At 34.1% G+C, this 20,837-nt stretch carries 22 protein-coding genes and 2 tRNA genes; 6 read left to right on the forward strand and 18 right to left on the reverse strand.

Annotated elements, in window-relative coordinates; all coding sequences use genetic code 11:
* Positions 1-172: 172 nt before the first annotated feature.
* From panC to J3U18_RS07155, 6 genes are all read right to left on the reverse strand, one after another.
* Entirely contained in the window at positions 173-1,018 is an 846-nt protein-coding gene (panC, locus tag J3U18_RS07130) for a pantoate--beta-alanine ligase (RefSeq protein WP_267353378.1), read from the reverse strand.
* An 18-nt stretch (positions 1,019-1,036) separates the two neighbouring features.
* Entirely contained in the window at positions 1,037-1,879 is an 843-nt protein-coding gene (gene panB / locus J3U18_RS07135) for a 3-methyl-2-oxobutanoate hydroxymethyltransferase (protein WP_267353380.1), read from the reverse strand.
* Positions 1,876-2,718, reverse strand: coding sequence for a Rossmann-like and DUF2520 domain-containing protein (locus tag J3U18_RS07140; RefSeq protein WP_267353382.1), 843 nt, complete (start codon positions 2,716-2,718; stop codon positions 1,876-1,878). Before J3U18_RS07140 ends, panB begins: the two co-directional genes overlap by 4 nt.
* 218 nt (positions 2,719-2,936) lie before the next feature.
* Positions 2,937-3,236, reverse strand: coding sequence for a hypothetical protein (locus J3U18_RS07145; protein ID WP_267353384.1), 300 nt, complete (start codon positions 3,234-3,236; stop codon positions 2,937-2,939).
* Between the two features lie 346 nt (positions 3,237-3,582).
* Positions 3,583-4,041: a DNA polymerase III subunit chi gene (locus tag J3U18_RS07150; protein ID WP_267353386.1), complete on the reverse strand. Its 459-nt coding sequence runs from the start codon at positions 4,039-4,041 to the stop codon at positions 3,583-3,585.
* 8 nt (positions 4,042-4,049) lie between these two features.
* Entirely contained in the window at positions 4,050-5,528 is a 1,479-nt protein-coding gene (locus tag J3U18_RS07155; protein ID WP_267353388.1) for a leucyl aminopeptidase, read from the reverse strand.
* 138 nt (positions 5,529-5,666) lie between these two features.
* Here J3U18_RS07155 and lptF point away from each other — a divergent pair, with 138 nt between their 5' ends.
* Both lptF and lptG read left to right on the forward strand, forming a co-directional pair.
* Complete coding sequence (gene lptF, locus J3U18_RS07160) at positions 5,667-6,770, forward strand: LPS export ABC transporter permease LptF (RefSeq protein ID WP_267353390.1); 1,104 nt, start codon at positions 5,667-5,669, stop codon at positions 6,768-6,770.
* Between the two features lie 10 nt (positions 6,771-6,780).
* On the forward strand, positions 6,781-7,845 hold the full coding sequence (gene lptG, locus J3U18_RS07165; RefSeq protein WP_220226138.1) for an LPS export ABC transporter permease LptG: 1,065 nt from the start codon (positions 6,781-6,783) through the stop codon (positions 7,843-7,845).
* 193 nt (positions 7,846-8,038) lie between these two features.
* Here the strand turns inward: lptG and msrB are convergent, their stop codons facing one another.
* Genes msrB through msrA form a run of 3 tightly spaced genes read right to left on the reverse strand, consistent with a single transcriptional unit; the run spans position 8,039 to position 9,605 of the window.
* Positions 8,039-8,476: a peptide-methionine (R)-S-oxide reductase MsrB gene (gene msrB, locus J3U18_RS07170; RefSeq protein WP_065734192.1), complete on the reverse strand. Its 438-nt coding sequence runs from the start codon at positions 8,474-8,476 to the stop codon at positions 8,039-8,041.
* 53 nt (positions 8,477-8,529) lie between these two features.
* Positions 8,530-9,054, reverse strand: a complete 525-nt coding sequence (locus J3U18_RS07175) for a cytochrome b (protein ID WP_267332022.1) — start codon at positions 9,052-9,054, stop codon at positions 8,530-8,532.
* A 2-nt stretch (positions 9,055-9,056) separates the two neighbouring features.
* A complete protein-coding gene (msrA, locus tag J3U18_RS07180) occupies positions 9,057-9,605 on the reverse strand; it encodes a peptide-methionine (S)-S-oxide reductase MsrA (protein ID WP_267353392.1) in 549 nt (182 codons plus the stop codon).
* Positions 9,606-9,757: 152 nt separating this feature from the next.
* Here msrA and J3U18_RS07185 point away from each other — a divergent pair, with 152 nt between their 5' ends.
* Positions 9,758-10,030, forward strand: coding sequence for a DksA/TraR family C4-type zinc finger protein (locus J3U18_RS07185; protein WP_065562498.1), 273 nt, complete (start codon positions 9,758-9,760; stop codon positions 10,028-10,030).
* Positions 10,031-10,091: 61 nt separating this feature from the next.
* Here the strand turns inward: J3U18_RS07185 and J3U18_RS07190 are convergent, their stop codons facing one another.
* Positions 10,092-10,748 (reverse strand): DUF421 domain-containing protein, encoded by a 657-nt coding sequence (locus J3U18_RS07190; protein ID WP_065562497.1) that lies wholly within the window; start codon positions 10,746-10,748, stop codon positions 10,092-10,094.
* Between the two features lie 194 nt (positions 10,749-10,942).
* On the opposite strand from J3U18_RS07190, the gene J3U18_RS07195 reads away from it, so the two are divergent.
* Positions 10,943-11,458, forward strand: coding sequence for an endonuclease V (locus J3U18_RS07195; protein WP_267336912.1), 516 nt, complete (start codon positions 10,943-10,945; stop codon positions 11,456-11,458).
* Between the two features lie 182 nt (positions 11,459-11,640).
* Here the strand turns inward: J3U18_RS07195 and aroD are convergent, their stop codons facing one another.
* From aroD to erpA, 6 genes are all read right to left on the reverse strand, one after another.
* Complete coding sequence (gene aroD, locus J3U18_RS07200) at positions 11,641-12,405, reverse strand: type I 3-dehydroquinate dehydratase (RefSeq protein WP_267330280.1); 765 nt, start codon at positions 12,403-12,405, stop codon at positions 11,641-11,643.
* An 89-nt stretch (positions 12,406-12,494) separates the two neighbouring features.
* On the reverse strand, positions 12,495-13,367 hold the full coding sequence (locus J3U18_RS07205) for a shikimate dehydrogenase (protein WP_267353393.1): 873 nt from the start codon (positions 13,365-13,367) through the stop codon (positions 12,495-12,497).
* A 500-nt stretch (positions 13,368-13,867) separates the two neighbouring features.
* A complete protein-coding gene (locus tag J3U18_RS07210; RefSeq protein WP_267332024.1) occupies positions 13,868-15,064 on the reverse strand; it encodes an MFS transporter in 1,197 nt (398 codons plus the stop codon).
* Between the two features lie 305 nt (positions 15,065-15,369).
* Positions 15,370-15,445: transfer RNA gene (locus tag J3U18_RS07215), tRNA-Gly, on the reverse strand.
* 21 nt (positions 15,446-15,466) lie between these two features.
* Positions 15,467-15,554, reverse strand: a tRNA-Leu gene (locus J3U18_RS07220).
* A 194-nt stretch (positions 15,555-15,748) separates the two neighbouring features.
* Positions 15,749-16,087 carry an iron-sulfur cluster insertion protein ErpA gene (gene erpA, locus J3U18_RS07225; protein WP_065734199.1) on the reverse strand — a complete coding sequence of 113 codons (339 nt, stop codon included), beginning with the start codon at positions 16,085-16,087 and terminating at the stop codon, positions 15,749-15,751.
* Positions 16,088-16,245: 158 nt separating this feature from the next.
* Here erpA and hemL point away from each other — a divergent pair, with 158 nt between their 5' ends.
* A complete protein-coding gene (gene hemL, locus J3U18_RS07230; RefSeq protein WP_267353395.1) occupies positions 16,246-17,538 on the forward strand; it encodes a glutamate-1-semialdehyde 2,1-aminomutase in 1,293 nt (430 codons plus the stop codon).
* A 69-nt stretch (positions 17,539-17,607) separates the two neighbouring features.
* Entirely contained in the window at positions 17,608-18,081 is a 474-nt protein-coding gene (gene bcp / locus J3U18_RS07235) for a thioredoxin-dependent thiol peroxidase (RefSeq protein ID WP_267353397.1), read from the forward strand.
* A gap of 30 nt (positions 18,082-18,111) precedes the next feature.
* Here bcp and J3U18_RS07240 read toward each other — a convergent pair whose 3' ends face one another.
* Together J3U18_RS07240 and J3U18_RS07245 are read right to left on the reverse strand one after the other, a co-directional pair.
* Positions 18,112-19,197, reverse strand: coding sequence for an AI-2E family transporter (locus tag J3U18_RS07240; RefSeq protein WP_065562490.1), 1,086 nt, complete (start codon positions 19,195-19,197; stop codon positions 18,112-18,114).
* Between the two features lie 39 nt (positions 19,198-19,236).
* Positions 19,237-20,754: a helicase HerA-like C-terminal domain-containing protein gene (locus J3U18_RS07245; protein ID WP_267353398.1), complete on the reverse strand. Its 1,518-nt coding sequence runs from the start codon at positions 20,752-20,754 to the stop codon at positions 19,237-19,239.
* Between the last annotated feature and the right edge of the window lie 83 nt (positions 20,755-20,837).

The raw sequence follows: 20,837 nt of genomic DNA on the forward strand, positions 1-20,837 counted from the left end.
TCAATCCTAATTCAAGGCATAAAAATGGCTATTATTCTACAGTAAAAAGAAATAACAATAAATTGCTAGACGAATAAAGTCGTTGATTAAATCGATTTCCCGAGACGGTAGGAATATGGTAAACAAAAGATCGCCGGTCGATAAGCAATCTTTTATCTCAATAAATGGATTGTTAATGATGAAAAATAAAATTATCGATCAATCTAGTTTTACCAATATAAACCGCTAAAGCGCATAGACTATCTTGCTTTAATACATCAACATTGGTTAACGTTGCAAAATCAACAAATTCAATATAGTCAATTTTAGCTAATGGTTCATTATTTATAACGTTTTGCATGGCCTTTAAGATGGTTGCAACTGATTTTTCACCCGCTTTGATCATTTGCTTAGCCTGTTCAATTGAACGATATAAACAAATAGCGGCTAGGCGTTCTTGTTCAGACAAATAGCTATTGCGCGAACTCTTAGCCAATCCATCACTTTCACGCACAATCGGGCAACCAATAATTTCGATGGGAATATTGAGATCTTGTACCATTCGTTGAATGACGGCTAATTGTTGCGCATCTTTTTGTCCAAAATAGGCACGATCAGGTTGAGTAATATTAAATAGTTTGGTGACAACTGTACAAACACCTTTAAAATGTCCTGGTCGCTTTTTTCCACAAAGCGCATCAGTTAAACCATTAACATTGACATAGCTATTGAAATTCGCATCATACATTTCATCGGCGGACGGACAAAAAATCAAATCAACGTCCATTTGCTGACAGGCTTTTTTATCTCTTTCTAAATCACGTGGATAGCTAGCTAGGTCCTCTTTAGGACCAAACTGCATTGGATTAACAAATATTGTAACAATCACTCTTTGATTATCTTTTTTAGCACTAGCCATTAAGCTTTGATGACCTTCATGCAGATAACCCATGGTCGGCACTAAACCAATACTTTCACCATTGTTACGCCATGATTTAACCTGATCGCGAACTTCATCGATAGTGGTTATAACTTTCATGTTTATTATCCTTCCAAGCTAGTTTGAAAATTCAGATTTGAGTTTGGCCATGATCTCATCATCAATAGCAAACTCATGAATAGGTGCAGGGAATTGTTGCTGTTTAACTTCTTGGCAATAATCCGCAAATGCCTGTTTCATTTGATCCCCCATTGGGGCAAAAGATTTAACAAATTTGGACGATACACCATCATACATAGATAACATATCTTGATAGACTAAAACTTGCCCATCACAACCATGACCAGCGCCAATCCCAATAGTAGGCACGCTCACAAGTTCAGTTATAAATTTGGCTAAATCAGCCGGTACACATTCGAGTAAAATTACCGCAGCGCCTGCCTGTTCAACAGCTAAAGCATCTAAAATAATCGCTTTTGCTGCTTGATAATTTTTACCTTGTACTTTGTAACCACCCAATGCTAATACTGATTGTGGCATTAAGCCAATATGGGCAATGACAGGAATTGAGGCTTGAGCGATCATCTTAATATGCTCACAAAATGCTTGTCCACCTTCAAGCTTCACCGCCTGAGCATTCCCTTCTTGTATCAATCGTCCAGCATTATGTACAGCATCATAAACAGATGCATGGTAAGACATAAACGGTAAATCGGTTACAACCAATGCTTTTTTAGCGCCTCTGGCCACGGCTTTAGAGTGATGGATCATATCGTCCATAGTGACTGATACTGTGCTTTCATAACCCAGCATAACCATACCTAATGAATCACCCACTAATAAACAGTCGACACCGCTATCATCCATCAATTTTGCTGTCGTATAGTCATACGCGGTGAGCATGGTGATCTTTTCTTGATTTTGTTTGCGTTGTTGTAAAGTCAAAATTGTATTTTTCAAGGTAACAGTTCCATTTCTAATTGATGATAATCCCTATCCGGATGTTTTTGACGACTGATATTAAGCAAAATAGTCGATAATTGTTGATAAATTGGTTTGAGCTCATCTGGCATTGCCATCATATGTTGCTTAATGGTTTCAATATCGTTACGCTCCACAGGTCCAGTTAATGCATCTATGACTCCCGCTTTACAAATGTTGTTGGCATTACCAAGAAATAGCGGATGCCAAGCTTGTTCAGAAAACTCTTTATCTAATCCACATTGATTAAGTAAATCTACACCTATTTGTACGAGAGCTAGCACTTGATTACTTAGCATGACACAAGCAGCATGATATAGTGGCTTTTTATTTGCTGAAAGAATTGCTAAGCGATTAGGTAATAGCGCTAAAAAACGTTGTAATTGGTCGATAATAGCTTTATTTGCTTCGAGCGTAAAAGAGACGTCCGACATAGTATTATAGCAATCGAACTTATCATAAATAGCGTATAAAGGGTGTAATGAAAAAGCGAATGGATGCACAACTTTATTTTGCTGAAATATGTGTGATGTCAATAAGCCACTACAATGACCAATCCACTTATTGGTAATAGGTAATTGACATAATTCATGCCAGACAGAAGCAATTTGACCATCAGCTACTGTCACCAATAAACAATCGCAATTATTCACTAAATCAGCTAAAGATGAATAAGCATAAGATTGAGTAAAATCACTAGCTTGTTTAGCGTGTTCATAAGTTCGGCTATAAAAACCTGCAACTTGTAAACCCGATAAACTAAAATATTTCGCTAGTGTGCATCCAACTTTACCAGCTCCAATAAAACCAATATTCATTATTAATAACAAAATTTAAACAAAGCGGCATTATAGCCTAATTTGATTGAGATTCAATTTTTAACCCAAAAACAAGCAAATATTCAAGAATTACTTGCTAATCAAACCTAAAAAACCCCGCTCCTCAACTTTTTCGATAATTTTAAAAAGCAATATAAGCAATTGAGAATGATGAAAATAATTATTTTTCAGGATTGTCAGTTAATTCTTCTTTTTTCTTAATCTTTTTTATCTTTCCTGCTTTCTGAATTAAGTTGACGTTTATCTTCTTCCAATTTTTTATTTTGCTTTGATTCTTCATAGTTTTTGTAAATATGATATAAAATAATACCAACTGCAATGGCGAATAGTAAAATGATAATTATAGAGGCATCATCTCCGTCGCTCCCCCTTGAATGATGACTAGGAGAATAATGCATGTGAACTCGTGGGATATAAGTTCTGTTATATCCAATCCCATACGCATTTTGTATCAGAGTAATTAAAAAAACTAAAGCTACTATTATTTTTGTTTTCATTATTTATACATCCCTGTAATAACGAAGTGATCTTATTTTAAGTAATCTTAATTATCTTATTATTATACAATAATATAATTATACTAACAGTTAACTATCTTAAAAGTCATTTTAATGAAAAACACACTGATTCTTTTACAAAGAAATCGCTGAAATAGAGGGTTTTAAGGTATGCGCTTATAAGTCGCTTCAATATTAAATTCCATAAAGGTTCTTTTTGGATCACAATGCTCGTACTTAGTCAATGAACTCTTTTTTAATTCATCTTTTGAAATAAACTTATACTCTATTTCAGTTATAATATTATTGATTTGATCTATCGATTCGCATTCAATTTTTTATCATATTATTCACATAAAATCGGGATGGTTTTTAGGTTAAATCCAGCTTCTTTGTAGGTTTTATATCTTTCACGGGCTAGCGATTTTTGTTGTTCTTCTACGGGAACAAAGTCAATAATATCGCGGTATACGCCAGCAAATTCTGGGTATTGTTCTTGCAAATTAATAAGTAAGTGACGTGAACCATTGCTACTGCGCTTTTGTGGCCAACAGATTTCGACGGGTGATCCGCTTTTTAGACCTTCTCCAGCTAGATTATGGGGAACAAAATTTTCAGTATCAAGTTGCCATAAATATTCATCAATACGTTCAGCTTGCGCTTGATCTTGACAGGCGACTAACACGCGTTGCCGATTTTGCCATGCTTCAACAATTTTTTCACACGCAAGCTGTTCTTTGAATAAAACCCCGGCATCATTGGCTGGGGTTGGGTTTTCAAGTAGATAAAATATCACTTTTTTCATGTATTTACTCATTTTTGGTTAAGTAAGTATTGAATTAACATCGCGACTGGTCTGCCTGTAGCACCTTTGTTTGCACCCGATTTCCAAGCTGTTCCTGCAATATCAAGATGTGCCCATTGGTATTTTTCAGTAAAGCGAGATAGGAAACAAGCGGCTGTAATCGTTCCTCCATCTCGACCAGCAGCATTGACAATGTCAGCACAGGTTGATTTGATTTGTTCTTGGAAATCACTATCAATCGGTAATGACCACGCTTTGTCTCCTGCTTGATTTGAGGAATTTACCAATTGTTCAGTAAGCTCTGCGTTATTACCCATCACGCCAGTATAATGATGACCGAGTGCAATGATACAAGCACCAGTAAGTGTAGCAATGTCAATCACAGTCTTGGGTTGGAAACGTTCAACATAAGTTAAAGCATCGCATAATACTAAACGACCTTCTGCATCGGTATTAATGATTTCAACGGTGGTGCCCGACATGGTGGTTAAGATATCGCCAGGACGGTATGAATTACCATCTGGCATGTTTTCACAACCAGCCATCACGCCAACTACGTTGATAGGTAGTTTTAATTCAGCCACAGCTTGCATTACACCAAACACAGTGGCGGCACCGCACATATCATATTTCATTTCATCCATACCGGCTGAGGGTTTGATGGATATGCCTCCTGAATCGAAGGTTAATCCTTTACCAACTAATACATATGGTTTGGCTTTTTTGTCTTTCGCACCATGGTATTCTATGACCGTCATAATTGATTCGTTGGCTGAGCCTCGTCCAACCGCTAAATAAGCGTTCATGTTAAGTTTAGCAAGCTCTTTTTCACCTAAGCATGTCACTTTCAAGCTTGAATGCTGTTTACCTAAACTTTTGCCCTGCTCTGCTAAGTATTTAGCATTGCCGATGTTAGATGGCATGTTGGCAATGTTTTTGGTACTGACAATAGCATTTGCAATAATTTGTCCTTGCGATAATTGACTTTCTACATGCTTGATTGTTTTTTTATCGCTATAAAGTAGCGTTACTTTTTGTAAGCTTGGTTTTTCTGATTTTGTTGATTTGAATTGATCAAAACTATAGGTTAATTCGCTAGTAATTTGTGGTAGTTGTTTAGCAATTTCACCACTTATTGCAGGATTTAGAGTTAGAATGTCCCAACTTATATTTTTAACTTGTTTAGTTATTAGCTCTTTTGTAGCTGCTTGTATCATTTTTTTTGCAGCGTTAATATCAAAATGTTTTGCTTGGCCACACCCTACAACTAATATTTTCGGAGAATTCGGGCTAGCGTATAAAAAGGTGGTTTTACCTAATTCGCAGTTAATGTCACCTGACTTGAGCAGCTGACTAATCATACCCTTGGTTAATTCATCTATATCCTTGATTAAACTAGTTTGTTTCTTGCCTAATTGGACAGTTACCACTAAACATTCTTCTTTTTGTAATGTGATTAATGAGCTGTTTTTGATTGAGTATTTCATAGCGTTCTCTTGTAAGATTTTTATGGTGAATAGTAACATTTTATCGGTTCATTAAACGATAGCAACAAAAAGATAACGAAACAACGCAAATCAGATTATAATAGTGCGATTTGATAAAACGGATAGATAGGTAAAAAAGTGATAATTCGCCGATATTTAATTAAAGAGACGATGAAAACACAAGGTGCAATACTGTTTATTTTATTGCTAATTTTCTTTTCTCAAAAATTAATCAGAATTTTATCCAGCGCTATTGATGGCAGTATTCCACGTGATTTGATTATGCCACTTTTAGTGTTAGGTGTGTCGAATATGGCTGATCTTATTTTGCCACTAAGTCTGTTTTTAGGTGTGCTTGTTACCTTTGGTCGGCTTTATTCGGACAGCGAGATGGTCGCAATGCATGCATGTGGGATTAAGAGAAGACTTAACTATCAGGTTGTGCTATTTCTGTGTGTGATCACCTGTATATTCACAGCACTCAATAGCCTTTGGTTTGGGCCTTGGTCTAGCGTGAGACAAGATCAGCTAGTCGAAAATGCCAAGATTAATCCAAGTTTAGCAGGTTTATTAGCTGGCCAATTTCAACAAACACCTGATGGCAACTCGGTAATTTATATTGGTAATGTTGATCATAATAAGCTAGATAACGTATTTATAGCCCAAATTAATCCGAAAAATGCTCAACGCCCTTCTATTATTATTGCTAATAAAGGGAAAACTGAAGAAGATAAAGATGGTAATCAAATCATCACACTTGAAAATGCAAATCGTTATGAAGGCACGGCACAATTAAAAGATTTTAGAATTTCGAATTTTCATAACTATTTAGGTATTATTAAACCTAAGGAGCTAGAAAGCAATGTTGATGATGATAAAGTGGATGTTCAGCAATTAGGATTGCTTGAGCTTCATGAAAATCCAACACCGAAGGCTAATGCTGAATTTTATTGGCGATTGACGTTGATAATTTCGGTTCCTTTGATGGCTTTTTTAGTGATTCCATTGAGTGTGTCAAATCCAAGACAAGGAAGGCTTGCACAAATTTTACCAGCGTTACTGCTTTATTTAGTCTATTTTTTACTTTCTAGTTCGGTTAAAGCTAATGCTGGTAAAGGTCGCTTAGATCCCGCTTTGTGGTTTTATCTGATTAATCTAGGGTATTTTGTTCTGGCTTTGATTTTAAATTGTTGTGATAACTTATTTATGCGTAAACTTCGTTTAAAATTTATTGCGTCTTAAGGGGAGAACGATGTTTTCGATTTTAGATCGCTATATTGGTAAAACTATTTTAAATACCATTGGCATTTGCTTATTTTTATTAATTAGTTTGTCAGGAATTATTCGTTTTATTGACCAACTTAGAAAAATCAAAGTTGATTATGATGCCTTGTCAGTTGGTTTTTATTCTTTGCTAATGGTACCTAAAGATATAGAAATATTTTTCCCTATGGCAGCACTTTTAGGCGGGTTAATCGGTTTAGGGATTTTAGCTTCAAGAAGCGAGCTTATTGTGATGGAAACTTCAGGCTTTAGCCGTTTTAAAATTGCATTAGCTGTGATGAAAACTGCTCTCCCTTTAGTGCTTATAACAATGGCAATTGGTGAATGGGTTGCTCCTATCAGTGAACAAACCGCTCGTAATATGCGCTCAGAAAAGCTTTATGGTAATTCTTTATTAGCTCAACAAGGTAGTTTATGGGCGAAAGATGGTAATGATTATATCTATATCGACCATGTTAATAATGATAGTTCTATCTCAAATATTGATATTTATAAAGTTGATAAAAATAAATTACTATCGATTACTCATGCTGATAGCGGAGTGTTTGAAAATGGAAGTTGGACGTTATCACAAATCGAGATGAATGATTTAACCAATCCACAACAAATAACGGGTACAAACTCACTTACTATGCAGTGGAAAACTAATATCACACCTGATAAGTTGAGTATTGTAGCTTTTGACCCTGATTCATTGTCAGCATCAGGACTCTATCAATATTCGCAATATTTGAAAAATTCGGGCCAAGATACAAAATATTATGATTTGTTATTTTGGAAAAAGCTGATTAAACCCGTTTCAGTTGCAGTGATGTTGTTGTTGGCCTTATCTTTCATTTTTGGACCATTACGAAGTGTATCTATGGGTATTAGGGTGATTATAGGTATTACTTTTGGCTTTATCTTTTATATCGCCGATAATCTTTTTGCTCAAGCCAGTATTGTGATGGGTATTTACCCTATCGTTGGCTCCATGATAACTAGCTTTGTGTTTTTGTTAATCAGTTATATTTTATTTAAAAGAAAAAATTAAATTATAACTTTGATCTACTACGATATTGGCATATAAAAAAATGATAAGTTATATGCCAATTTCATCCGCAGTATTCATCAAAATTTTCTTTATGTATATCAATTAAGCTAAACAATGATTTTCTAGGCTTCAGGCTAAGGTAGATTGGTTTAGTTTGCACCCTTTAATTAAATAAAGGATACGTAAGATTAATTTATTTAAACAATTTTAAGTAGTCACCATAACCTTGAGCTTCTAATTCTTCTTTTGGTATGAACTTTAGCGCTGCAGAGTTGATACAGTAGCGCAATCCCCCTAAAGCTGCAGGCCCATCATTAAATACATGACCAAGATGTGAATCAGCTTCTAATGAGCGGACTTCTATCCTACGCATTCCATGGCTGTTATCTTCCTTTTCAACAATTTGTTGCTGTTTAATCGGTTTAGAGAAACTTGGCCAACCACAGCCTGAATCAAACTTATCTAGTGAGGTAAACAGTGGTTCACCAGAGACGATATCAACGTAGATCCCATCGCGGTGGTTAGCGTTATATTGATTATCAAATGGAGGTTCTGTACCATTTTGCTGTGTGACGTGATATTGCATTGGTGTTAGTGCTGATATAGCTTTATCTTTCATTGATTTGTTCATGTTGTATCTGCCTCACGTTATAAATGTGATATAAATAAACGTTTAAATTTGTGTTAATCATTGCTACTTAACATTGATTGCAATACTTTATCTTTAACCCAAAAATAGTGGTACAACGCACCTAATACATGAAATATAACTAAAATAGCTAGTACATAAGAACTAATCAAATGTAATGAATGAAACATTTGGTGATATGGCATATCAATAGCAGGGATCGATATTAAACCAAATATATTAAGGTCCCTTCCACTCATTAAATACCCCGATAATGGCGTAATTAGCAGTAAAAGGTAGATCACTCCTTGAGTGGATTTTGACAAAATTCGTTGCAGTTTTTTGTCTTTCGGTAAGACGTCAGGCACACCTTGACTGCGGATCACCATAATTCGCCATATTGTTAATAGCAAAACAAGCACTCCAAAGGATTTATGTAATAAATAGACTATTGCCATTCCACCTAATATATGTGACATTGTCACTTTAATTAAAAGGAGCATGGTTACCATTATGACAAGTAAAGCCGATGTCCAATGAATCCATTTTTGTTTACTGCTATATTGCGGGTACTTTTGCATATTTACTCACTTTTGGTTGCTGACTTATCTTGCCAGTTATCTGCAATAAAATTAGCTCGTCCAGATAATTGATAATAACGGTTATAATTTTCTGGCTGTTTTTTATAGTAATCTTGATGATACGCTTCGGCGGGATAAAATATTGCTGCCGGTTCTATAGCAACATCAATCGGATGATTAAATCGTTTGCTTTCTTCAAGCGCTTGTTTAGATGCGATCGCTTGCTGTTGTTGTAATTTGTTATGATAAAATATTACTGGACGATAAGAATCGCCACGATCGGCAAATTGTCCTTGCGAATCTGTCGGGTCAATTTGTTGCCAAAAAATATCCAGTAATTTTTTATAGCTGATCATCGTTGGATCAAAGGTAATTTGCACCGCTTCTGTATGGCCTGTGTTGCCTTGGCAAACTTGTTGATAAGTTGGATTTTCCGTATGACCACCAGTGTAACCTGAGATCACATTAATAACGCCTTCATATTTGTCGAAAGGTTTTACCATACACCAGAAACATCCACCTGCAAATGTTGCTTGTTCATATTGTTGCATAAAAACCTCCAATTAACTTACATTAACAGAAACGATCTTTATAAAAAATACAACACTTACTTTGCTTTTTAAATGATGTGTTCATATTACTTGAAACTGGTCAAATAAGCACCATATTATTCATCTAATATAAATTTTTAGGAGGTGTAATTATGGCTAGTGGCTGGGCATCTGACGATGCCGTTAACCAACAGATCGAAAGTACAATCACAGATGCTATCGAAATCGCCAGACGCCAACTAAAACACGATAAACCTAGTGCCGAGTTTTGTGTTGAATGTGGCGATACTATTGCAAAAGCCAGACAAATTGCCTTACCAGGTGTGCAATACTGTTTAGCTTGCCAACAAGAAATAGATAAGCAATTGGCAAAATCTGCAATATTATATAATCGACGTGGTAGTAAAGATAGTCAACTAAGATAACAAGCTCTTAATAAGGGGATTGAGTAAAACACCTTCCCCTTTTATATTTTGCTTTCCTTAATTATTCTTTATTTTTTGAATTACGGACTTCATCATAAGGGTAAACTAATAATTTACCATCAAACCATTCTGCACAAAAAACTTCATCAATATCTTTATAACCTTGTTTTTTGATTTCATTCTTAAGCCATGTTTCACTCTTGTGGAGTTGTTCAAGGTTGTCTTGACTAATAGCCCCATTTTCAATCACCAGTACTGCGATATCTTTATCTCCTTTCTTGATAATGGTTAAAGATCCATTTAATTCGTACCACACTTGTTTTAATTCACTAAATGCGCAAATTCCTTGAATATTGATTAGCGTTTCAAAATCTCTAACAGGTAAATTCGCTTTTTTGAAATTTTCAGAGATTAGATTGCCATTTTTGATTAATTGTATAGGTTCACCATCAATAGCATCTCGCAGTTTTGAATTTTTAGATTTGATAAATCGTACTAAGATAAGAAGACCTGCCCAAATCGCCACAGCTCCAGCGGCTTCCCACGCAGAAACATTAGCATTAAGTAATGTTCCACCTACCAATGCACCAATAACCATGCTACCAACCTGATCCAACTGTGACATCGGTGCGATTTGGCTTTTTCCTGATAATTTGACATAAATAAGTAAAATGATAAGTGCAATTAAAAATTTTGGTGCCATTTCAAGTAAATACATTCCTGCCTCCAAGTGTAGATCCAATCTAAACGACCATTGCTTAGCTATCTGGTCTAATCGGATAAATAAAAGATGTATTACGAATTAACTAAATTTTTATTTATTTGAAATCAATGACTACTTGTTTTTTAATAGAGATTAGAAAGTTTAATACGAGAGCATTGTTATTCTACTCCAAAAAGGATTTTAAAAAAATGATACTTGCAATAGATGTTTACTATTTAAATGATAAGGCAAAAACTGTTGGCATTTTATTTGAGCAATTTACTGATGGTATCAATGAGATAAAATCTGTTATCAATGATTATCAATCGAATGTTCTGCCTTATCAATCAGGCCAATTTTATAAACGTGAATTACCTTGTATATTAGCATTATTGTCTCAGGTTGATCTCAATTCGATTGATGTGATTATAGTCGATGGTTATGTTCATTTGAATGGTGGTAATCTTGGTTTAGGTGGTCATCTTTATGAAGCACTGGATAAAAAGATACCTATTATCGGCGTTGCAAAAAAATCTTTTACCGATAATAAACAATATGCCATTGAAGTAATGCGTGGTAAAAGTAATAATCCAATCTATATAACATCATTAGGAATGTTACTTAAAGAGGCGGCAGATCATATTCAATCAATGGCTGGCAAATATCGCATACCAGATTTACTGACCTATTTGGATCAACAAACTAAGTTGTTTAAATTCGAATAATACAATAAAAATGGTTAAACAGGTTTATGTTATTAATTCACCAAAATACTATTGATATAGATTTTAATATAGTCTTCATATTAGTCATTTAATATTAATAATTTGAACCAAAGAGTTTATATATTGACTATCTTTCGTTTATCTTTTTTTAACTTAAGTTGTTTATTAAAACGCTAGAATTTTTAAGCCAAACTTTTATGTAATATATTTAAGATGTTTCTTAGATCTTTTACATCTAGCTGCCCTGGTGCAGATGCATTTTTTGCTGCACCAAAAGTGAGGTCTGACCCAAAAGTTTCACCTGCAATTCGGCTAATCGCACCTGTTCCAGCCATTGCCATAGTAATTAGTGGTTTACGTGCATATTTGTCTTTCATTTCAGCTGTTGCAGCAAGTAAGTTAATTACATCTTCACGCGAACGTGGCATTACGGCAATTTTAGGAATATCTACACCAAGATCCTGCATTTTGCGTAATCTTGCTACAATTTCATCTTTTGGCGGAGTCTTATCAAAGTCATGATTGGAGGCTATCACTAAAACGTTATGCTGATGAGCTAACTGGACAATTTCTTCAACATATTTGTCACCAGTGAAAACTTCGATATCGACAAGATCAATTAAACCACTTTTTATCATCTGTTTATTAAGGTTGATATAAAATTCAATCGTAGCAGGATAAACTCCGCCTTCATTAGCGGTGCGGAATGTAAATAAAATGGGTTTGTAGCCAATGATTGTTTGTAATTTATTTGCTGTTTGTTTTACTTTTTCAACATCATCAACTTTTTGAAAATGGTCTACTCTCCATTCAACCATATCAAAGTCAATTTTTGTCAAAAATTCAGCTTCATTAACTAATTCTTCTTCTGTTTTTCCTACAATTGGAACAATAATTTTAGGCGCTCCAACACCAATATCTAAACCTTTAACTGTAATTTTTGACATCTATCCACCAATTTATCTTTTCTACTCTCTTAATTTACTGAGAGAATAGTCTGTAGTTATAAATAATTTTAATAAGTTAACTAAAATTTTTAATCATTAAAGCCCATTTTTTCTTTAACATAATCAATTGGAGCTTCTTTTCCTGTCCAAATTTTAATTTGTGCATGACCTTGCCATAACATCATACCGATACCGTTTAACGTTTTACAACCTTGCGATTCGGCTATTTCTAATAATTTTGTTTTACGTGGACTGTAAATACAATCGGTTACGACGAGATCTTTTCTTAGCATAGTTGGATCGGTAATTAAGCTTTTTCCTTCTGACGGCTTCATACCAATACCAGTAGCATTGCATAATACTGCACTTTCAGCAATTTCCTGACGTAATTTTGAGTGATCAGCTAAATCATAAACTACTGTTTCACAGTCAGTTTTAGCATTTATTCGGTTGACTATTTCTACAATTTTGTCAAAGCATTCATCTTTTTGATTAAAAATTGAAATCTTTTTAACGCCATCTAATGCGGCTTGTACGGCAATAGCACTTGCAGCACCGCCTCCACCAAGTAATGTCAACTTTTTACCTATAACATCAACACCCGCCTCTTTTAATGAGCGCATATATCCTATTCCATCAGTATTATATCCGGTTAATACTCCATCATCATTTGAAATGGTATTACAGGCTCCAATAAGCTCTACTGCTGGTGTTAATTTATCTAAATATTGGCACACGAGTTGTTTATTCGGCATTGAAACAGCACTACCGCGTAAACCTAATGCACGTAAGCCTTTTATAGCATCAGGCAATTTTTCTTGCGTCACTTCAAAAGCTAAATAGACATAGGGAATATCTAATTTAGAGTAAATTATATTTTGCATTTTTGGTGATAAGCTGTGCCGAATTGGATATGCCATTAATCCAATTAATAAAAAGTGTCCATCAATATTAGCTCTCATGCTTCTCTCCAATTATTAATGATTAAAATTCAGCGAGTTTTTTTAAGTAATCTTTTCGTATTTTATAGATACATTTTTGCTCGTTCAATTGGAGAATGACTCAATGTAAATTCATCATCACTACGCTAAATTGAAATTGGCATTTCATGTAAAGATTTTAGTAATGTTATTACCTCAATACCACCTCGCTCGGTGATAATTGATAATTCTTGCTTAATAAAATAACTCCTAACTGTTATTAAGCTTTTCTCAAATTATATAATCGCATTTGATAATTCTTAGATGTTTTTTAAACCTAGGATTAATACTAAAAACACCAACATTAAGCCATAAAAAACACGAAAATCAGCGATAAATACTTTCCAGTATTATTTTGATGTTTAAGATAACTTTCTAAAAATTCTAGGCTTACTAATTTACCATTTTTTTTACTTTAAATTACTCATCATCGTAAAGCACCTTATCGTGATAAGGTGCTTTTTTAGTATTGCTGAAAGTCATTAAATTTTATTCATATCAATAACTTTTTTGAAACGTGAATAAACAATTAATCCTAATATTACACTTGATAATGCAACAACTAGATCGACTAAGATAGCATAGCTAACATTGATTAATGCTAACTTAGGGACTATTAGGGGAATGACAATAAATGATAAACCACTGAAAGTATACATTGTTCCAACTGCAAACCCTTTACGATCAGGAAATAGCTGCTGCATAACAACTAAGGTGAGTTGTAATATACCTCCTGCTGCTGTTAATCCCATTCCTATTGCCACAATTAAACTCATTGTAGGATTAAGATTAAATAAAAACATTAATAAAGTTAATGCAGAAAGTAACGGCAATATAATAATGCAATAAATTGGTTTTATGAATTTTTTAACAATATAGGCTGTTGTAAACACAGAAACTATTGATGCAGTACTATAATAACTGATCAATTGTTTGGAAGCGATTGGTTCCATTCCTATACCTTTCTCTGCAATCGCAGGTAGCCATTGTAAAATGATGACAAAGGTTGCAGTGGTGGTGAAGCCCATAATTATTAATAAAATACCTTCAAAGAAAATATTCGGTTTACCAATGAAATAGTCACTATGGCCTTCATTGCCACAAATAACTGTATTTTTGGAAGGAAATGTTCTTGGCGCTAAAAGTAAAAAATTAATAATGATAAAAGTAACAAAACCGATGAAAGCATAGCCATACCATAAATCATAAGCATGAAAGAATGTAACAATGAATGGTAAGACTAACGTTCCTATTGAAATAAATGCTTTAATTAAAACACTTGCAGTACCTGCCGAACGAGGAAAGCATTCGGTTAAAGCAGGCATGGAGCCGGTATCTAAAAATGAGTTTCCAGCACCAATAAACATAGCCAAACAAAATGCAACATGTATATTGTGACAAAAGAGAGTCCCAACGAAAAAGATAATATAACAAGACATGCCCATAAGGATAAATGGTTTGCGTCCAAATTTATCAGATAGTATTCCTCCAATAAACATTAATAATATTTTTCCATATCCTATTCCTGATGCAACGTAACCAATACCTATAACATCATCAGTTTTTAATTGTGCAGAAATTTCGACAGAAAATTGCATAATTACTATTAAAGCAATACTTTGAATAATGTAATTAGCATAGATAGAGCCAGCTATCGAATATGAGCTGTGATTACTCATTAGTTAATACTCCAATACAAATTTAAAAATCTTATAAAATTAACTGGCTCAATATTAGCGGTAAAAGTATCTGAATAAAAGGAAAAATAATCTTTGAAATAGTTTTATTAATTAATTATTGTTAATTTAGATAAATTTTTTAAATAATCATCTCAGAATTGGAAAGTGGAGAAGCATTTTTTAAAAGATTATAAAAAATTGAATATTTCTAGCTATGAAAAAAATCTAGATAGTTTATTTGTAATACGAATTGAGTAATGAATTTCAATGATAAATTTGATTGAGGATAATGATTGAAAAAAAATTGGAGCGGGAAACGAGGTTCGAACTCGCGACCTCAACCTTGGCAAGGTTGCGCTCTACCAACTGAGCTATTCCCGCTTACAAAAAAAGTGTTTTTAATGGTGCCCGGGGCGAGACTTGAACTCGCACGGCCAAAAAGGCCGAGGGATTTTAAATCCCTTGTGTCTACCGATTTCACCACCCGGGCTCAAAACTTATTACCGAAAGGTAACTGCGTTTTGGATGCTGTGCATTTTACCTATCTTAAAATTTACGTCAATAAAAAAATTAAAATAATTGTCTAACTGCTCAATGTTTGTCACATTTAAGGAAATTTTAATCAATTCCCTTAAAATTTGGATTTAATATAAATAAAAATTTTGGCTAATGTTTTGTTACTAATTAGACGCTGAAAGATGATCCACAACCACAGGTTGTAGTTGCGTTTGGGTTATCAACAACAAAACGAGAACCCTGCAATCCTTCAATATAGTCTATAGTGCCTCCAACAAGATATTGTAAACTCATAGGGTCAATAATAAGTGAGACACCATTTTTTTCGATCGCCAGATCATCTTCATTTACTTTTTCATCAAATGTGAAACCATACTGGAATCCACTACAACCACCACCAGTGATATAGACTCTTAATTTAAGATTTGGATTTTCTTCTTCCGTTACTAAAGTTTTTACCTTGTTTGCAGCAGCATCAGTAAAATTAATGGGTAACGCATCGCTCATTTTATTCTCCTACTTTAAGTACTGATATATTATATACTCTTGAAAAAATAAAATACAAAATGAAAACATCAATTAGTTAAATTTGTAATAGCTTGCTTGAATTTAAGTTAATTTTATGAATAAATACGACAACAATTACTATAAAGAAGACCATAATTATGCTTAAAACATTTAAATCTGAAATACTTTACCGCGAAGCAATGGCTTTTATGCCAGGTGGTGTTAATTCACCTGTACGTGCTTTTAATGGAGTTGGTGGTATGCCATTATTTATAGAGAAAGCTAATGATGCTTATATTTATGATGTTGATGAAAAAGCTTATATTGATTATGTCGGATCTTGGGGACCTATGATTTTAGGTCATAATGACCCTGATGTTGCCAATGCAGTTATTAACGCTGTTCGTAATGGTTTGAGTTATGGTGCGCCAACCGAAATCGAAACAAAAATGGCTAACCTAGTTACACAATTGATTCCATCAATAGAAATGTTACGTATGGTGAATTCAGGCACTGAGGCAACTATGAGTGCAATTCGCCTTGCACGAGGCTATACAGGACGTGACAAAATAATCAAATTTGAAGGTTGTTACCATGGACATGCTGACTATTTGCTTGTTAAAGCCGGTTCTGGTGCGCTCACTTTTGGACACCCTACTTCACCGGGTGTGCCTGAGGATTTTGTTAAACATACATTAGTTTGTGATTATAACGATTTAGAATCAGTAAAAAAACAATTTGAGCAATATCCTAATGAAATTGCTGCAATTATTATTGAACCTGTGGCAGGCAATATGAATTGCGTCCCAGCTAAAAAATCGTTTTTACAAGGATTAAGAAGCTTGTGTGATACTTACGGGGCTTTATTAATTATTGATGAGGTGATGACTGGGTTTAGGGTTGCACTTGGCGGAGCTCAAGAATATTATGATTTAGTTCCTGATTTGACTTGCTTAGGTAAGATTATAGGTGGCGGTATGCCTGTAGGTGCTTTTGGCGGGCGTGCTGAAATTATGCAACAATTAGCACCAACTGGACCAATTTATCAAGCAGGAACACTTTCAGGGAATCCTGTTGCTATGGCAGCGGGTTATGCCACGTTGACAAAGTTAATGGATGTTGGTATTTATTCAGAGTTAGAAGAAAAAACTGCCTCACTAGTTAATGGACTATATGCAGAAGCAAAACGATATAATATTCCGTTTGTGGTTAATCATGCAGGAGGAATGTTTGGATTTTTCTTTACAAATGCTCTAGAAGTAAGCAGTTATAAGGATGTAATGAATTGTGATGTTGAATTATTCAAAAAATTCTATCATCATATGCTCGCCGAAGGGGTTTACTTTGCGCCTTCAGCTTTCGAAGCAGGTTTCATGTCACTTATGCACACAGATAAAGAAATCGATCATACGATTGATGCAGCAAGTCGTTTTTTTAAAAACATAAGTTAATTTGATAAAATATAGTAAATTATACCCATAGCGATTAAAATTTTAACTATTAACATAGGTAATAAATTTATGGTTAATCCTTTAAAAGAAGGTGAAAAAGCACCTCAATTTTCTCTGCCTGATCAGGATGGTGAGCTAATTAGTTCAAAAGATTTCAAAGGTCAGCGTATTTTGCTCTATTTCTATCCGAAAGCGATGACTCCTGGTTGTACAGTACAAGCTTGCAATTTACGAGACAGTGCTGACGATTTTAAGAAATATAATGTAGTTGTTATTGGTATTAGTACGGATAAACCTGAAAAGCTATCGCGTTTTGTTGATAAAGAATTGTTGAATTTTACTCTACTTTCAGATGAGGATCATAAAACCTCTGAAGCGTTTGGTGTTTGGGGCGAAAAAGAGTTTATGGGAAAAACTTATGACGGTATCCATCGTATAAGCTTTTTTATTGGTAAAGATGGTAAGATCGAGAAAGTCTTTGATGACTTCAAAACGACCAACCATCACACTGTGGTTTTAGATTATCTTAAGAACCATAGTTAACACTTCTAATTAAAGCAGATTATATTTTCATTAATCTGCTTTTTTTTCACTTTTAATATTATTAATCTCTTCAAGATTTGGCCAAGCATTTATAATCGCTTTAACTAAAGTTGCTAACGGTATAGCAAAAAATACGCCCCAAAATCCCCATAACCCGCCAAAAATGATAACAGCTACAATAATCACTAAAGGATGCAAGTTAAGTTTTTCAGAGAAAAGATAAGGAACCAATAAATTGCCATCAAGAGCCTGAATAAGGATATAAAAGAACATTAAATATCCAAATTGTGCAGTTACCCCCCATTGGAAAAGTGCAATTAGGACAATAGGGATACTTGAAATAATAATACCAATGTAAGGAATAAGTACTGAAACACCAACTAACACTGCTAACAATAATCCATAATCTAAACCAAAATACCAAAATGGAATATAGACACAGGCAGTTAAAATAATGATGTGTAAAACATTACCGACTATGTAATTAGATATTTGTTGATCCATCTCTGTAGCTACTTTGTTTAATATTGTTCGATTTTTTGGTAATATTTTCGAACAATATCCCCATATCTTAGATTTATCTTTCAATAAGAAAAACATAATAATCGGAACTAATACCGCATTTATAGCAACAGAGACTAAGCTAAACAGTGAGCTAATTGAAAACTGGAGCAATGAGTTACCTGTTTGCATAACTTTATTAGTTATACCTTGGAGTATTGAGTCAAATAGACCAACATCGATAAGCTCCGGATAATGTTCGGGCAATGATGTGATGAATTTATTTACAAAATTCAACATATTTGGGATATTTGTTATTAAACTAACACCTTGTTGCCAAATCAATGGTAACAAAATCATAATTCCGGTTAAGCCGACAAACATAAATACAAATAGTACAATAACAACAGCTAATGTGTGAGGAACTCTCTTTTGTTGTAAATACTTAACCGGTCTATCTAGTAGATAAGATAAAACAATAGCAATCAAAATAGGCAGTAAAATTTTATTGAAAAAATAGATGATAAAAAATAAAACAATGATAACAATCATTAACGAAACCACATGAGGATCGCTAAAGCGTTTTTTGTACCATTCAATAAACAATTTTAACATCTATAACTCCTTTTTGTAGTTTATTGGTTTTAATCTAACCTATTTTTTGAAACCACCCAAGATTCCTCGAGTAATTTGTCTTCCAATTTGATTTACCATCTGTCTAGTCGCACTTTTAGCAACACTTTGAACGATACCGTCATGCTGTCCACCTTTTGGGCCGGTTCTACCAAAAATAAGTGAACTTAAAAAGTCCATTATACCACCATGTTCCTCTTTATCAGATGAATTCTGATTGGAATCAGTTTCTATTGAATTTTGACTATTTTCAGTATCTATACTAAAACCCTGTTTAAGTTTTTCGTAGGCTGATTCTCGATCGATGGTTTTTGAATATTTATCATAAAAGCGAGATTTTTGAATAATCGTCAACTGTTTTTCTATATCCATAGGTCCCATTTTTGATTCTGGCGCTATTATCATTCCTCGTTGAACAATATTAGGGCGCCCCTTTTCATCTAGAAATGAAATTAAAGCCTCTCCTACACCAAGCTCCATAATAGCTTTTTCAGTGTTAAAATTTGGGTTAGCTCGCATGGTTTGGGCTGCAACTTTAACTGCTTTTTGATCTTTAGGTGTAAATGCTCGTAATGCGTGCTGCACTCGATTACCCAATTGACCAAGGATAGTTTCTGGAATATCGGCTGGGCTTTGCGTAGCAAAATAAATCCCCACTCCTTTAGAGCGAATAAGGCGAACAACTTGTTCAATTTTTTCTAATAATGCGGGAGAAATATCATTAAAAAGTAAATGTGCTTCGTCAAAGAAAAATACAAGTTTTGGTTTATCAAGGTCACCTACTTCTGGTAAATGCTCGAATAGTTCTGATAATAACCAAAGTAAAAATACTGAATATAATTTTGGTGAATTATATAATTTACTGGCAGATAAAATATTAATAACACCACGACCATCAACATTAGTTTGCATTAAATCATGTATATCAAACATCGGCTCACCTAGAAAGAATTCAGCACCTTGCTGTTCTAAAGTAAGCAATCCACGTTGAATAGCACCAATAGTTGATAAACTTATATTGCCATATTGGGTAGTAAATTTTTTAGCGTTATCACCAATAAATTGGATGAATGTTCTTAAATCCTTAAAGTCTAGTAATAATAATCCATTATCATCGGCAATTTTAAAAACTAATTGTAGAACGCCAGATTGAATGTCATTGAGATTTAATAATCGACCTAATAATATAGGACCTATATCGGAAACTGTACTGCGAACGGGAATACCATTTTCACCAAATACATCCCATATTTCTAAAGGAGAAGAATTAGGAAGCCAATCTTTTACACCAATACTTTCTAGCCGTGCTTTTAATTTTTCAGATAATAGGCCATTCTCCCCTAAACCGGTCAAATCACCTTTTACATCAGCAAGAAACACGGATACACCAATCTGCGAGAATTTTTCCGCCATCTTTTGTAGGGTTACGGTCTTACCTGTACCTGTTGCACCGGTAATTAAACCATGGCGATTAGCCAACGATGCAAGGATGTATAAATCATTACCTTCACTTTTTGCAATAACGATCTTTTCATTCATAGACATCTCCCATTCAAAAATTGCTATTAAAACAATTGAGAATATTGTAAGCTGAATTATTGTTAACTGCTATTATTTTAATT

The organism is Gilliamella sp. B3482 (genome assembly GCF_026536805.1).
In the GTDB taxonomy this organism is placed as follows: Bacteria; Pseudomonadota; Gammaproteobacteria; order Enterobacterales; family Orbaceae; genus Gilliamella; species Gilliamella apicola_E.